Genomic DNA, 15,039 nt, shown 5'->3' on the forward strand with positions numbered 1-15,039 from the left:
CGGCGCGTCGTACCGGTCCAAATCATCCAATCAGGCAATCAGAAGAAAAGCCGCGAGGAGGTCACTCCTCGGCGGCGTGGCGGAAGGTGAAGTATTTGGCCGCCAGATAGCTGTAGACCATCGTGATGAGCGAGGCCAGCATCTGCGAAGGGGTTGCCCAGAAGCCGCACACATCCACGAAAAGTTTCAGACAGAGGTAGTTGACCACCACCGAGCCCAGCACCGAGAGCAGGTAGCGGAAGAGCTGCGTGCCCCGCGGCAGCGGCGAGCGGCGGAAGGCGACGTGGCGGTTGAGCCAGAATCCCGAAAAGAAGGTGAACGGAAAGATGAAGAACATCGTGGCCACGTGGGGCGTGAGCACGACGAGCCCCAAATCGAGCAGCTGCTTGTCGAACAGATAGTTGTAGGCCAGGAAGTAGCATCCCCATCCGAAGACGACGTTGACTGCGCCGCAGACGGCATAACGGTAGGTCTGCCGGGGCAGAATCGCCGCGACCGGCTTCACGTAAAACCAGTCGACAACTTTGATTATCAGCTCCGAAAGGCTCATTTTGCGGAGTATACCCACATCTCCGGGAAGGCGCTGCGGCCGGCGCGCATGAACTGACGGCTCGCCTCGACGTCATCCGACTCGAAGGGCGAAACCATGAACTTGCCGCCGAAGCGATAGACCGTACAACGCATGGCCGGCTCCTTTTTGGCGGCAATCGCGGCGGCCCGTTCGGCATTCTCCAGCGTCGAGTAGACACCCAGCACCACATAGTGACGCTTCGAGGTCATGCGAAGCGGCTCACCGGCCGGTGCAGCGGGCTCCGGCGCGGCAGCTAACTGCGCAGAGGGCTGTGCGGCAGCGGATGGTGCGGATGTGGCAGGTGCGGAAGCCGAAGGGTTGGCCGCTTCGGCCGGACGGGGAGCCGGAGCCCCGGTCGGAGCCCCCTTTGCAGCCGCGTCGGCGGGTGCTCCGGCGGCAATCGTTCCGGCAGCATTGCCGGTTGCGGCAGCGGCATCATTCCCTGCGGCAAATACCCCACCCGCTTCGGCAGCTGCATCTTCGACAGCGGAGCCGGCAGCGAGCGCCTCGCCGGCAGCCGGCTCGGAGACCTCGACGAACTCCGCTTCGGGCTCATCGAGCGGATTGCGCTCCAGACCGAACTGGTAGACGAGCCCTCCGACGGCCAGCACCGCCGCAACGAGCCCCACCCAGACGCTCCAGTCGAGCCGGCGCGGCGTGTGGACCCGCATGGGCCTGCGGCCCTGGGGGTTAAGCCGGCGGTCGAAGGCTTCGTCGGGGGTGAAGTTCTTGAATTTCAACTCGCCGACCCCCTCCATCACCACTCCGTTCTCGGTCCGCACGCGGGAGAGCCAGCGCGCATAGATATCCTCGGCCGTCGCCTGGTCGCACCGGGCGGCACGGGCAATGGCATCGACGAGCGACTCACCGCTGCGCTGCGAGGAGAAGTTGACCAGCCGCACGGGGGGCTGCACCTCCCGGCGCGAGAGCCGCCGGGCCGCCTGACGTTCGACGCGGAGCGTGCCCACATCGGGAAGCCAGACCACGCTGTTTGCCGCGAGCAGATTGCCAACCAGGCGGTTGACCTGCTCGACCATCGAATTGCCGTTCATCGCTTATGCTTCTTTTCGGGTTTGGCCGCGGCGCTCTTTGCGGCGGGGTTCTTCGTCGACTGCACCGTCTCCTCGGGACGCGAATAGCCGCGGTAAATCATGTAGATGCCCAGCAGGATGAAGGGGATGCTGAGCCACTGTCCCATATCGAGCGCCCAGCCCACCTCGAAGGACTCCTGCTCGGTCTTGATGAATTCGATGAGAAAGCGCGTGAGGAAGATGCCGAGCAGACCGATGCCGAAGAGCACCCCGGGACGGCGGCGCGCCAAATCACGCCGGTAGTAGAGCCAGGCCAGCAGCGCAAAGGTGGCCACGTAGCAGAGCGCCTCGTAAATCTGGGTGGGATGGACCGCCTGGGGGGCAAACTCGTTCACCCACTTGACCGAACGCACGAACTCGAAGCCCCACGGAAGGGTGGTCGCCGTGCCGAAAATCTCGGAGTTGAAGAGGTTGCCCATGCGGACAATCGCACCGCCGATACCCACGGCAATCATGATGCGGTCGAGCGACCAGATGTAGGGCAGTTTGTTCTTGCGCGAGAAGAGCCACAAGCCGATGAGCAGGCCGATGGCGGCGCCGTGGCTGGCCATGCCGCCGTCGCGGAAGCCGGTGATGATGGTCCACGGACGGCTCAGATACTCCATCGTGTCGTAGAAGAGGCAGTGGCCCAGGCGTGCGCCGATGATGGTGGCCAGCGTGCCGTAGATGAAAATCGACTCCGAGACCTTCGAGGGGAGCCCCTCGCGTTTGCAGAAGTTGTCGAACAGCTTGGCGCCGACCAGAATTGCCAGCGCCCACATCAGTCCGTAATACCGGATATCGAAATCGCCAATCCGGAAGAAGACGGGATTGAAATCCCAAACGATACTCAACACGACAGAAAACGGGGTTTTAGAGTTGCTACATTAGTTTTTTTTGCGGGACGCAGGCCCGACTGCGGCCAAGGCCGGCGTCAAGGGCCGCATCCAGAAGGGAGACAGCGTCCCCCGACAGACAAATTGCGGAAACGGGAGCTCGGGAGCGCTCCGCCGCCCGGCTCCCGCACGATTTATTTCACGTCCGAGACATCGACCTTCTTGAGCGTGAAGGAGAAGGTGCTGCCCACGCCCAGCTCGCTGCGCACCGATATCCGCTCGCCGTGCGCCTCGATGATGTGCTTGACGATGGCCAGTCCGAGGCCCGTGCCGCCCTGCTCGCGCGAACGCGCCTTGTCGGTGCGGTAGAAGCGCTCGAAGACGCGCGGAATGTCCTCGCGGGCGATGCCCGTGCCGTTGTCCTCGACCTCGATGAGAATCTTGTCGAGCATGTCGCGGAAGCGGATGCGCGTCAGACCGCCCTCCTTGCCGTAGTGAATCGAGTTGATAATCAGGTTGACGAAGACCTGACCGATGAAGTGCTTGTCGGCCAGCACCCAGAAGGGCGAGGGGAGGTTGTCGGCCCCCTTGACCTGGATGCGGATGTGCTTGCGGTCGGCCTCCATTTCGGCCTGTTCGGCAATCTCCTTGGCCAACGCCACCACGTCGAACTGCTCCATCTTCATGCGCGTCATGTTGCTCTCGAGCTTCGAAATCGTATCGAGGTCGTTGACGATGTTAATCAGCCGGTCGATGCTCTTTTCGGCCCGCTCGAGGTACTTGCGGTTAATCAGCTCGTCCTCCAGCCCGCCGTCGAGCAGCGTCGAGATGTAGCCCTGGATGTTGAAAATCGGGGTCTTCAGCTCGTGGGCCACATTGCCCAGATACTGCTTGCGGAAGCGCTCGGCCTCCTTCAGACGGGCAATCTCCTTGTCGTTGGTGTCGGCCCAGGCGGTGAGCTCCTCGCCGATGTTCTCCACGTGCTTGTCGCGCAGTTCGGAGAGCACCTCGCGCGTATGGACGTCGCGCGAGAGGACAATCGAGTAAATCGGCTTGAGCTTGTAGGCGACGTATTTGCGGATGATGAAGAGTGCCAGCAGCGCCATCACCACGAAGACAATCAGCGCGGCGCAGAGCGCCATCCACCACACCCCGTGCAGCAGAAGCATGCACGCGGCGACGCAGAGGGCCGAAATCAGACCGATAATCAGCGAAGCGCCCTCCTTGGTTTTGATGCAGATTTTCATGACTTCATGTAGTTTTGCATGAGACGGGCAATATACTTGCCGATGATGTCGAACTCGAGGTTGACCACCGAACCGGGCTCGATACGGCAGAAGTTCGTATGTTCGAACGTATAGGGGATAATCGCCACGCGGAACGACGTGGGGGTCGAGTCGCAGACCGTCAGGCTCACGCCGTTGACCGTCACCGAACCCTTCTCGACGGTGCAGAGACCGCCGCCCTGGGGCTTGTATTCGAACTTGAAGTACCAGCTGCCGTCGGCATCGCTCTTTTCGGTGCAGACGGCCGTCTGGTCGACATGTCCCTGAACGATGTGGCCGTCGAGCAGTGCATCGGGCTTCATCGAACGCTCGAGGTTGACCAAATCACCCACACGGAGCAGCCCGAGGTTGCTCCTGTCGAGCGTCTCCTTCATCGCCGTTACGGTATAGGTGTCCTCCTTGATGTCCACAACCGTCAGACATACGCCGTTATGGGCGATGCTCTGGTCGATTTTGAGTTCGCTGCAGAAGTCGGCCCGCAGCGTAAAGTCCTTGTTCTGACGGTCCGTGCGGATGGCAACCACCTCGGCCGTACGCTCCACTATGCCTGAAAACATATCTTGCTCAATAATTGATTATCAACTTGCCGTTCACGCGATAAACGGCATCCAAATCGTTCATGTCGACGAGCATGTCGTCGTAATTCGCGCGGTTGACGGCCACCAGGCGGAGCTTGCCCTCCTGCTCGGCGGCACGTACTATGCGCAAAGTTACAATTTTTCGGCTTACAATCGCATATTCTTCGCCGGGAATAATCGCTTCGGGGTCGATGCGCTTGAGCAGAACGACCGTTTCGGGGGGGATGGAGTCTCCCATGGCGCGACCGCAGTAGACCATCGCGAAGTCGCTCTCGACCGGACGGGCGAACGACAGGCAGAGCCATTCGTCGCTCTTGAGCCGCGCGAGCTGTGCGAGCCCCTGTTCGACATCGACGTCGTAGAAGGGAATCCGGGCGCCCCGCTCGCGCGAGTCGGCAAACATCTGACCCTCACCCGTAAGCAGCCACAGTTTGTCGATTTGGGGGAACTTGGCCACGATGCGGTTGGCCACGTCGAACGAGATGCCGTTGTTGCCCCGCTTGATTTGGTAGAGATTCTCTCCGCGCGCGAGGCCGATGTAGCGGGCGAAATAGTTGGTAGTCATGTTCGCCCACTTGATGACGGCTTCGATACGCTCCCAATTATTTTCTTTTTCTCGCATTTTTTTCGCGTAATTAAAATTTTTTTTGCATCTTTGCAGTCCCGGTCCCGTAGTTCAATGGATAGAATATAAGATTCCGGTTCTTACGATAAAGGTTCGATTCCTTTCGGGACTACACAGCAGGCGCTTTCGAGTGCCTGCTTTTCGTTTATGGCCTCTTTCGTATGTTATAACGACAAAAATAATAACAAAAATCGAACGGGCAATAGAAAATATCAATTTTAATCCGAACCGTAACAGTTTCGGTACGGTTTGCTCGTCTCTTCTTACACATCATAAGCACAAACGGACACCCCGCCTCCTGTGAAGACGGGGTGCAAAGCATAAGGAAACGCAAGTGTGCTGTTTCAGAATGAAAAGCGCAAGCCCAGACGAAGCGTGAGGTCGAGCGGCGAATCGGCCCTCGCGGTCGTAAGGCGCGTCCGGGTCAGGTACCACGCCAGGTCGGGTTCGAAGTAGAGCCCCACGCGGCGGCTCAGGTCATACTGCGCACCCAGGGCGCCGCCGACCGACCACTGCAGGCCGGGTTCGTGCACCGCCGTCGAGCCAAAACGGGCGGCGACACACATCTCGGCCATCACCCCCGCACCAATATATAAGGAGAAGCCGCCGCGCTGGAGGAAGCGCCAGTCGAGGCGCAGCGGAATGCCGATGAAGTGAAGCTGCTGGCCCACATCCTCCGAACTGATGCGCAGCTTCACGTCGGAGCGCAGCAGCGAGTAGTTGACTCCGCTGCCGAGCGAGAGCCCGTAAGGCAGCGCATAGCGGAACGAGAGGCCGAAGCTCAGCGTCTGATGGTGGCGGAACGAACATGTGGAGTTATCGGGGTATTCGAAACGGTGGTCCAACACCACGTCGTTGCTCTCCGGAGCAACCAGCGCAGCGTAGGTTGCGGGGAGCGGAGCCGCACCGGTCGTCCGGGCAGCCTCGGGCGCACCCGAGGCAAAGGCTCCGAACGACATGCGGCGGGAGCCGCGCTCGGCGGCCGCATCCCGTTCCGTCCACGCCGCCTCCTGCCGGGGTAGATACCCCGACTTGTCGTCCGTCGCAGGCTCCCGATGGCGGGACGGGTCCATGCGTCGGGCGGGCTCGGAACGCAGGGCCGTCTGCGTCGGGCGGTCAACCGCAACCGGGACCGCCGCAGGAGAGGCCGCAGGAGAGACTGCAGGGGAAGCGGCACTACCCTGCTTCCGCACGGCCAGCGCCGGCAGCGGCTCCACGACAGGCGCCTCCACGCGGCTCATCACGGCCAAAAGCGGCTCCTTCGAGAGGGGCCGTTCCATGAAATGCTCAGCCCGGGCTGCCCCCGTCCCAAGCGGCTTCTCCGCGTGTGCACCCTCTGCCGGCAAGGACTCCGTCCCGCTCCCTGGCCAGTGCAGAGCCGCACGGAGGCGCTCCGCCGCCCCGGCATTCCGGAATGTTCCGCTCCCTGCGGACTGCCGCGACGGATTGCTCCAACCCGTTGAAGGGCCCAGCTCCGCAGCAGCGGTCACCACGTCCCACTCCGAGACCTCTTGCCCATCCGCGCCGCGCCGCTCAGTCCGGACGTCGGATGCCGAGACCGATACCGGACCCGATGCCGAACCCGATACCGGCTCCGCAACGAGTGCCGCAACCTCGCCGTCGCGAGGTCCGGATGCGGGAGGCAAGCCTCGGGATGCTCCGCTCCGATCGTAAAGCAGCCAGCCTCCTCCGGCCAGCAGCGCCAGCAGTGCGGCCGCAGCCGCCGGGCGCAGCCACCGCAGAGAGCCTCCGGCGCCGCGGCCGCTCCGCTCCGATGCGTCCCGAAGGTCCGCCGGCGCGAAGGAGCGGGGGGCTGCTCCGAGCTCACGCTCCAACCGTGCCCACACCTCCTCGGAGGGCTGCACCCCCGCTTCGCGCACGCTGCGCCGCAGTTCATCCGTCCAATCCCTGTTCCGTTTCATAGTTCATGCGTATCCAACCACGCGCGGAGTTTCCGCGCCAGAAGCGCCCGGGCCCGGGCCAGCTGCGACGAGGAGCTCTTCTCGTTGATGCCCAGCATGGCGGCAATCTCGCGGTGCGGGTATCCCTCGATGCAGAAGAGGTTGAAGACCGTCCGGTAGCCGTCGGGAAGCTCGCCGACAAGGCGCAGCAGCACCTCGCGCGGGATGCGGGCCACCTCGTCGTCTGAGGGCTCCGCGGCCGCGGGCAGCGCACGGCTCTCCTCGAGCCGCACCTCGCCCAGACGGCGTTCGCGCCGCAGATGCTCGAGCGCCGTATTGACCGCAATGCGCTCCATCCATGCCCGCAGCGACCCCTCGCCCCGGTAGCGGAAGCGGCCGATGGCGCCGAAAATCTTCAGAAAGGCGTCGTGGAGCACATCCTCGGCCGTCGCGCGGTCGCCCACATAACGCTGACAGAGCCCCAGCAGCAGAGCGGCGTAACGGTCGTACAGCTCCCTGCGGGCCGCATTGTCTCCCCTGCCGCACCCTTCGGCCAATATCTGCTCCCCGGTCTTCATTCCTTTTTCCAATGGAATAAACGCTTCGGAGGCAAAAATACTGCGCGGTCCCGAAAAAAATTCCTATTTTCGTACATCCGACATGCAGTATTCCGCCCCCAGTCCCGTTATAGGGGTGAAAAAACAATTGAAAGACATGAAACGATTCGCACTTCTGCTCGTCGCCACCCTGACGCTGACGCTTCACGGCTGCAACGACTCGGACGGCGACTATGCACGCTACTGGGCCGTGGCCACCGTCCATCCGCTCGGCGAGAACAACTACTACTTCACCACCGACAGCAACCGGAGCATCTACGCCGGCGACAAGAGCCGCATCATCGCCTACGAGCCCGTCGAGGGGCAACGCGCCTTCATCTGGTTCAACTACCTGCCCGTAGCGTTCGAGGGCTACGACTACAACGTGGAGCTCTACAAAATCGAGAACATCCTGACCAAGGAGGTCGAGACCGTAACGACCCCCACCGACCTGGCCCTCATGGGCGATGACCCGATTCAGCTGGTCGGCTGGCAGCTCGGAGGCGGATACCTGACCCTCCAGTTCGCCTTCCGCTCGCAGGGATTCACAACCCACGTGGTCCATCTGGTCAACAACGAGGCCACGACGGGCGAAGAGGCGCCCGAGGGGTATGTCGGGCTGGAGTTCCGCCACAACGCCCGCAAGGACCTCGACGGCCACTACGGATACGGGTACGCCTCGTTCCGGCTCGGCGACTTCGACCCGCAGACGACCGGCCGGAAGGGCATCTACCTGCGTACCCGCACCCCCGAAGGCGACGTGAAGTACATCAGCATCGAGCCCGAAACGACCGGAACGGGACGATAACCGCCCTGACAGGGACCTCTTCGGAGAGGCAGCGCACCATCCCGGGTGCGAAGTTCGGCCGCAGCCGTGCTCCGCGCCCGCTTTTTTATCCGCACCCGTTATCCGCACCTTATCCCCACCGGCAGTGCGGACAAGCCTTCAGACGAAGCCCCCCGCGCGAAAACTTTGCCCGGTGTTTGCCTTTGCGCGCACCTTTCACTATCTTTGCGACATGTCTATCGTACGCAATACCGAAAGCGACCTCGAATTCGAGAACAAGATACGCCCCCAGGAGCTGGGCGCCTTCTCGGGTCAGGACAAAATCGTCGAGAACCTGCGCATCTTCATCAAGGCGGCGCTCATGCGGGGTGACTCGCTCGACCACGTGCTGCTGCACGGCCCTCCGGGTCTGGGCAAGACGACGCTGGCCAACATCATCGCCAACGAGATGGGGGCGCAGCTGCGCGTCACGTCGGGCCCCGTGCTCGACAAGCCGGGTGACCTGGCCGGGCTGCTCACGAGCCTCAACCCGGGCGACGTGCTCTTCATCGACGAGATTCACCGCCTGAGCCCCATTGTCGAGGAGTACCTCTACTCGGCGATGGAGGACTACAAAATCGACATCGTGCTCGACAAGGGACCCTCGGCACGCTCCATCCAGATTGAGCTGGCCCCCTTCACGCTCATCGGCGCCACGACGCGCAGCGGACTGCTGACCTCGCCCCTCAGGGCACGCTTCGGCATCCAATGCCACCTGGAGTATTACGACGCTCCGGTGCTGGCCGGCATCGTGAAGCGCTCGGCGCGCATCCTCGACGTGGCCATCGACGACGAGGCCGCCAACGAAGTGGCGCTCCGTTCGCGCGGCACGCCGCGCATCGCCAATGCACTGCTGCGCCGCGTCCGCGACTTTGCCATGGTCAAGGGCGAGGGACACATCGACCTCCCCATTACGCGGTTCGCCCTCTCGGCGCTGAACATCGACTCGCGCGGGCTGGACCAGATGGACAACCGCATTCTGGGGACCATCATCGAGAAGTTCAACGGCGGTCCGGTCGGGCTGAACACCATCGCCACGGCCGTCGGCGAGGAGGCCGGCACGGTCGAGGAGGTCTACGAGCCCTTCCTCATCAAGGAGGGCTTCCTCAAGCGCACGCCCCGCGGACGCGAAGCCACGGCGCTGGCCTACGAACACCTCGGCATCGCCTCGCCACACGGAAGCGACGCCTCGCTCTTCTGAGCGGTGCACGCGGGGATAGCTCCTTCCGAAGAGCTCCGCAATGCAGCGCAAAGTTCCCGGCGGAACGTCCCCACGACGTTGTCCGCCGTATGTCATGACCCGGAAAACCCACCCGGCCCGCCGAAGGCCGCAAGGGATTCCGGGTCTTTTCCTATTTATGGAGGGATGTCCGGCCGCGGCTGCGGCGCTTTCCCGCAACGGCACGGAGCGCACAATAAATTCGGCTCCGGCACGTTATGTGATATTCAATAAATATAATTCAAAAAACGCACACTACGATGAACGCAAAAGATACGACCCTCGACGCCGAGGCTCTGAGCTACCACAGCGAACCCAGACCCGGCAAAATCGGCATCGTGCCGACCAAGCCCCACACCACGCAGCACGACCTGGCGCTGGCCTACTCGCCCGGCGTGGCGGCCCCGAGCCGCGCCATCGCCGCCGCGCCCGACGACATCTACCGCTATACGGGCCGAGGCAACCTGGTGGCCGTCATCTCCAACGGAACGGCCGTTCTGGGGCTGGGCAACATCGGAGCGGCGGCCGCAAAGCCCGTCATGGAGGGCAAGGCGATGCTCTTCAAGACCTTCGCGGGGCTCGACTCCTTCGACATCGAGGTCGACACGACCGACCCCGACGACTTCGTCCGCACGGTACGGAACATCGCCACCACCTTCGGAGGCATCAACCTCGAGGACATCAAGGCTCCGGAGTGCTTCGAAATCGAGGCCCGGCTGCGCCGCGAGCTCGACATCCCCGTCATGCACGACGACCAGCACGGCACGGCCATCATCGCCGCCGCCGCGCTGATGAATGCCGCCCGCATCGCCGGCAAGCAGACGACGGCGCTGCGCGTGGTCATCAACGGTGCCGGTGCGGCGGCCATCGCCTCGGCGCGGCTCTTCCTCAAGCTGGGCATTCCGGCCCAGAACCTCATCCTCTGCGACAGCAAGGGGGTCGTCTCGACCTACCGCACGGACCTCAACCCCATGAAGCGCGAGTTCGCCACCTCGCGGCGCATCACCACGCTGGCCGAGGCGCTGCTCGACGCCGACGTCTTCATGGGCGTCTCGGCTCCGGGCGTGCTGACCCCCGCCATGCTCCGCACGATGGCCCAGAACCCGATTGTGCTGGCGCTGGCCAACCCCGTACCCGAAATCTCCTACGAGGAGGCGCTCGCCTCGCGTCCCGACATCATCTTCGCCACGGGGCGCTCGGACTACCCCAACCAGGTGAACAACGTGCTGGGATTCCCCTACATCTTCCGGGCGGCGCTCGACGTGCGCGCCTCGGAAATCAACGACGAGATGAAGCTCGCCGCCTCCCGCGCACTGGCCGAACTGGCCCGCGAGGAGGTCCCCGAACAGGTTCTGAAGGCCTACGACATCGACCATCTTGAATTCGGCCGCGGATACTTCATCCCCAAGCCGCTCGACCCGCGGCTGCTCGTCCGCGTCTCGACGGCCGTGGCCCGCGCCGCCATGGAGTCGGGTGTGGCCCGGAAGCCCGTCACCGACTGGAAGGCCTACGAACGCGAGCTGGCCGACCTGCTCCGGTAGTGTCGGAGCGGATGAAAAGCCGAGGGGCGCTGCCGCACGCGTGCGGCAGCGCCCCTCGTGTCGTACGGGAGGCCGGAGCCATAGGCTAATCCTGTAAAAAAGAGGCACCGCAGCCCGAAAAACCGGCACATTTTGTTATCTTTGTTTTTCAAACGACACAATACCCGAAAAACGCCTCCGCATGAAACGACTGCTGCTTCTTACGGCCGCGCTGCTCTTCGCCGCCGCGGCTTCGGCCCAACCGCTCTGCTGCACCGAGGCCGGAACGGAACTCACCTATGCCCAATACGACGCCTCAGGCACACGCACGGGCCAGACACGCACGCTCGCCCTCTCCTGTGAAGAGACCGACGAGGGGCTGAAGGTCTACACCACCGAAGAGGAGCTCGACCCTTCGGGCACACCTTCCGGCAATGCCCTCAGCACATCGACGCTCGTCCGGCAGAACGACATGGTGCTGCAACTGGACGAGATGCTGCGGGGAATCGACCCCTCGATGCTGCAGGGAATGACCCTCGGCATGGGCGGCGACGCCTACAGCATTCCCTTCGCCATGACGCCGGGCGAGGAGCTCCCCGACATACGGCTCGAACTGAAGGTGAGCAAGGAGGAGCAGTCACTCTCCTTCCGCATCAACATCACCGACCGCAAGGTGCTCGCCCGCGAGGAGCTGGAGACCCCCGCCGGGCGCTTCTCCTGCTTCAAACTGCAGGAAAAATTCAGCTTCCGCTTCCTCTTCTTCAGCTTTGCGTCCCGGCGCGTAGCCTGGTACGCACCCGGCATCGGTGTCGTCCGCGAGGAGGAGCTGACGAAAAAGGGGAAGCTGGAGAGCAGCAGCGAGCTGATTGCCATCCGGCATGCCGACGCGGACGAAGAGCCGGCTGCGGGCGAAGCGACGGCGGGAGCGAAGTAGGCAGCCTCAACGGGGGCCTCGTGAACGGGGCTCCGCAACAACATTTCGGATAGAAAGAGGTCCGGCCGGCATGCGTGCCGGCCGGACCTCTTTTCCATATTTCGCAATGCCCCCTTGCCGGCGCATCCATGCTTCGGAGCCCCGGCAGCCCTTCGCTACCGGGCATCCGTAAAGAGCGTCGCAAACTCCGCCGTCGGGATGTCGCGCACCACGCAGTCGCCGATACCGGCCGGAAGCACGATGTGGAGCGTCCCCTGCTCGTTCTTCTTGTCGTGTCCCGCCTCGCGGAGCAGCCGCTCCAGAGGAACGGGGGGCTGCAGGTCGAACCCCAGCCGTTCGAGCAGCCCCACGATGCGGTCGCATTGCGCCGCATCGAGCAGTCCGAGCCGCCGGGCGGCACCCGCCATGAGGGCGATTCCCACGGCCACCGCCTCACCGTGGTTCATGCGGTCCGAACACTTCTCGATGGCATGGGCCAGCGTATGGCCCAGATTGAGCTTGCGCCGCTCGCCCCGCTCCCGCTCGTCGCGTCCGACGATGTCGGCCTTGACCCGGATGGCGGCCGTAATGAGGTCGCGGAGCTGCTCCGGAGCCTCGCGCAGCGCCGCAAAGGAACTCCGCTCGAGCGCGGCGAAGAGGTCGCGGTCGGCAATGAGCGCCGCCTTGACCATCTCGGCCAGTCCGGCCCGGAACTCCCTGTCGGGCAGCGTGCACAGCATCGCGGGGTCGCAGACGACGAAGTCTGGCTGGGCGAAGCAGCCCGCCATGTTCTTGTATCCGGCCACGTTCACGCCGTTCTTGCCGCCGACGCTCGCGTCGACCTGGGCCAGCAGCGTGGTGGCCACGAAGCCGAAGCGCAGGCCGCGCATGTAGGTCGAGGCGACGAACCCCGCCACGTCGGTGACGATGCCGCCCCCGACCCCCAGGATGAAGGTCGAACGGTCGGCCCCCAGGTCGATGAGCCGCTCGTAGAGTTCGCCGACCGTGCGGAGCGTCTTCGAGGCCTCGCCCTGACCGACTAACAGCCGTTCGTAGGGGGCGAGCAGCGGCGCGAAGAAGCGCTCGACCGTGGCATCGGTCACCACCACCACGCGCCCCTCGGGCAGCGCCCCCGTAAGCAGGTCGCCGACGGGTTCCACGTAGACCCGGCTGCGTTCACGGATTTCAAAAGCTGGCTTCATGCGCATTCCCGTTTATCATCAATAAAACAAAAGTAGCATATTTTACCGAGAAATTGCTACCTTTGCAGCGTTAAATCCATAGCTATGCAAAAACTACGCAATATCGCCATTATTGCACACGTGGACCACGGAAAGACCACGCTCGTTGACAAAATGATACTTGCCGGACACGTTCTGCGCGACAACGCCAAGCAGACCGGCGAACTGATTCTGGACAACAACGACCTGGAGCGTGAACGCGGTATCACGATTCTCTCGAAGAACGTTTCGGTCATCTACAAGGACTACAAAATCAACATCATCGACACCCCGGGACACGCCGACTTCGGCGGCGAGGTGGAGCGCGTGCTCAACATGTGCGACGGCGTGCTGCTGCTCGTCGACGCCTTCGAGGGGACGATGCCCCAGACGCGTTTCGTGCTGCAGAAGGCGCTGGCGCTGGGCAAGAAGCCCATCGTCGTCATCAACAAGGTCGACAAGCCCAACTGCCGCCCCGAGGTGGTCAACGAACAGGTCTTCGACCTGATGTTCTCGCTCAACGCCACCGAGGACCAGCTCAACTACAAGACCATCTACGGCTCGGCCAAGCAGGGCTGGATGTCGCACAAGTGGAACGAACCCACGAATTCGATTGTCCCGCTGCTCGACGCCATCATCGACGAGATTCCCGAACCGGTGGTGGCCGAGGGAACTCCCCAGCTGCTCATCACCTCGCTCGAATACTCGCCCTACACGGGCCGCATCGCCGTGGGCAAGCTCACGCGCGGCACGCTGCGTGCGGGCCAGAACATTACGCTCGCAAGCCGTGACGGCGTGACGATGCAGAAGACCAAAATCCGCGAGCTGATGGTCTTCGAGGGTCTGGGCAAGAAGAAGGTCGACGAGGTGCCGTGCGGCGAAATCTGCGCCATCACGGGCGTCGAGGGCTTCGAAATCGGCGACACCATCTGCGACTACGACAACCCCGAGCCGCTGCCCCCCATCGCCATCGACGAGCCGACCATGTCGATGCTCTTCACCATCAACAACTCCCCCTTCTTCGGCAAGGACGGCAAGTACGTCACCTCGCGCCACATCAAGGAGCGTCTCGACCGCGAGCTGGAGAAGAACCTCGCGCTGCGCGTAACGCCCGGCCCGACGGCCGACTCGTTCAACGTCTTCGGCCGCGGCGTGCTGCACCTCTCGGTGCTCATCGAGACGATGCGCCGCGAGGGCTACGAACTGCAGGTGGGCCAGCCGCGCGTCATCATCAAGGAGATTGACGGCCGCAAGTGCGAACCCATCGAGGAGATGACGGTCGACTGCCCCGAGCAGTATTCGGGTACGGTCATCGAGCTGGCCACCAAGCGCAAGGGCACGCTGACCAACATGGAGTCGAACGGCGACCGCGTGCGGCTGGAGTTCGACATCCCCTCGCGCGGCATCATCGGCCTGCGCTCCAACATGCTGACCGCCACGGCCGGCGAGGCGGTGATGACCCACCGTCTGAAGGATTTCGAGCCGTGGGTGGGCGACATCGAGATGCGTACCAACGGCTCCATCATCTCGAGCGAGACGGGTACGGCCTACGCCTACTCGATTGACAAGCTGCAGGACCGCGGCCGCTTCTTCATCTCCCCCATGGAACAGGTCTACGAGGGCCAGGTCATCGGCGAGCACACGCGCCAGAACGACATCACGGTAAACGTCACCAAGGCCAAGCAGCTCACCAACATGCGTGCTTCGGGTTCGGACGACAAGGCGGTCATCGTGCCGCCGAAGGTCTTCACGCTCGAGGAGGCGCTCGAGTACATCAAGGAGGACGAATACGTCGAGGTGACGCCCCACGCCATGCGTCTGCGCAAGATTTTGCTGCACGAGGTGGACCGCAAGCGGGCCGCCAAATAGGAACCGGCA

The 15,039-nt window shown here is 63.2% G+C and carries 14 protein-coding genes and 1 tRNA gene; 6 read left to right on the forward strand and 9 right to left on the reverse strand.

Translation table 11 applies throughout. From position 1 onward, the window contains the following. Window positions 1-61: 61 nt before the first annotated feature. From B5F90_RS02280 to B5F90_RS02305, 6 genes are all read right to left on the reverse strand, one after another. Window positions 62-550, reverse strand: a complete 489-nt coding sequence (locus tag B5F90_RS02280; protein ID WP_087360768.1) for a GtrA family protein — start codon at window positions 548-550, stop codon at window positions 62-64. Then, on the reverse strand, window positions 547-1,623 hold the full coding sequence (locus B5F90_RS02285) for a hypothetical protein (RefSeq protein ID WP_087360770.1): 1,077 nt from the start codon (window positions 1,621-1,623) through the stop codon (window positions 547-549). Before B5F90_RS02285 ends, B5F90_RS02280 begins: the two co-directional genes overlap by 4 nt. After that, window positions 1,620-2,498, reverse strand: a complete 879-nt coding sequence (gene lgt / locus B5F90_RS02290; protein WP_087360772.1) for a prolipoprotein diacylglyceryl transferase — start codon at window positions 2,496-2,498, stop codon at window positions 1,620-1,622. The genes B5F90_RS02285 and lgt overlap by 4 nt, the downstream gene beginning before the upstream one ends. Window positions 2,499-2,671: 173 nt before the next feature. Beyond that, a complete protein-coding gene (locus B5F90_RS02295; RefSeq protein ID WP_087360774.1) occupies window positions 2,672-3,724 on the reverse strand; it encodes an ATP-binding protein in 1,053 nt (350 codons plus the stop codon). Next, complete coding sequence (locus tag B5F90_RS02300) at window positions 3,721-4,320, reverse strand: riboflavin synthase (RefSeq protein ID WP_087360776.1); 600 nt, start codon at window positions 4,318-4,320, stop codon at window positions 3,721-3,723. The genes B5F90_RS02295 and B5F90_RS02300 overlap by 4 nt, the downstream gene beginning before the upstream one ends. 7 nt (window positions 4,321-4,327) lie before the next feature. Further along, window positions 4,328-4,963, reverse strand: a complete 636-nt coding sequence (locus B5F90_RS02305) for a hypothetical protein (RefSeq protein ID WP_087360778.1) — start codon at window positions 4,961-4,963, stop codon at window positions 4,328-4,330. A 43-nt stretch (window positions 4,964-5,006) separates the two neighbouring features. On the opposite strand from B5F90_RS02305, the gene B5F90_RS02310 reads away from it, so the two are divergent. Next, window positions 5,007-5,078 (forward strand) — tRNA-Arg (locus B5F90_RS02310). Window positions 5,079-5,310: 232 nt separating this feature from the next. Here the strand turns inward: B5F90_RS02310 and B5F90_RS10770 are convergent. Continuing rightward, entirely contained in the window at window positions 5,311-6,246 is a 936-nt protein-coding gene (locus B5F90_RS10770) for a PorT family protein (RefSeq protein ID WP_143256080.1), read from the reverse strand. 638 nt (window positions 6,247-6,884) lie between these two features. Continuing rightward, window positions 6,885-7,445: a sigma-70 family RNA polymerase sigma factor gene (locus B5F90_RS02320; protein ID WP_087360782.1), complete on the reverse strand. Its 561-nt coding sequence runs from the start codon at window positions 7,443-7,445 to the stop codon at window positions 6,885-6,887. A 136-nt stretch (window positions 7,446-7,581) separates the two neighbouring features. Between B5F90_RS02320 and B5F90_RS02325 the strand changes: the two genes are divergently transcribed. The 4 genes from B5F90_RS02325 to B5F90_RS02340 all read left to right on the forward strand — a co-directional run bounded on the left by B5F90_RS02325 (window position 7,582) and on the right by B5F90_RS02340 (window position 11,962). Next, window positions 7,582-8,271 carry a NigD-like C-terminal domain-containing protein gene (locus tag B5F90_RS02325; RefSeq protein WP_162607739.1) on the forward strand — a complete coding sequence of 230 codons (690 nt, stop codon included), beginning with the start codon at window positions 7,582-7,584 and terminating at the stop codon, window positions 8,269-8,271. Between the two features lie 211 nt (window positions 8,272-8,482). Further along, window positions 8,483-9,490 carry a Holliday junction branch migration DNA helicase RuvB gene (gene ruvB, locus B5F90_RS02330; protein ID WP_087360786.1) on the forward strand — a complete coding sequence of 336 codons (1,008 nt, stop codon included), beginning with the start codon at window positions 8,483-8,485 and terminating at the stop codon, window positions 9,488-9,490. A 278-nt stretch (window positions 9,491-9,768) separates the two neighbouring features. After that, complete coding sequence (locus B5F90_RS02335; protein WP_087360787.1) at window positions 9,769-11,049, forward strand: malic enzyme-like NAD(P)-binding protein; 1,281 nt, start codon at window positions 9,769-9,771, stop codon at window positions 11,047-11,049. A gap of 181 nt (window positions 11,050-11,230) precedes the next feature. Then, window positions 11,231-11,962, forward strand: coding sequence for a hypothetical protein (locus tag B5F90_RS02340; RefSeq protein ID WP_087360789.1), 732 nt, complete (start codon window positions 11,231-11,233; stop codon window positions 11,960-11,962). Window positions 11,963-12,117: 155 nt separating this feature from the next. Here B5F90_RS02340 and aroB read toward each other — a convergent pair whose 3' ends face one another. Then, window positions 12,118-13,143 carry a 3-dehydroquinate synthase gene (gene aroB / locus B5F90_RS02345; RefSeq protein WP_087361269.1) on the reverse strand — a complete coding sequence of 342 codons (1,026 nt, stop codon included), beginning with the start codon at window positions 13,141-13,143 and terminating at the stop codon, window positions 12,118-12,120. 84 nt (window positions 13,144-13,227) lie between these two features. Between aroB and typA the strand changes: the two genes are divergently transcribed. Further along, the gene (typA, locus tag B5F90_RS02350) at window positions 13,228-15,030 is read left to right on the forward strand and encodes a translational GTPase TypA (protein WP_087360791.1); all 1,803 of its coding nucleotides are present in this window, start codon (window positions 13,228-13,230) and stop codon (window positions 15,028-15,030) included. Window positions 15,031-15,039 lie beyond the last annotated feature (9 nt).

The sequence above is a fragment of the Alistipes sp. An31A genome (assembly GCF_002159425.1).
GTDB classification, from domain to species: domain Bacteria; phylum Bacteroidota; class Bacteroidia; order Bacteroidales; family Rikenellaceae; genus Alistipes; species Alistipes excrementigallinarum.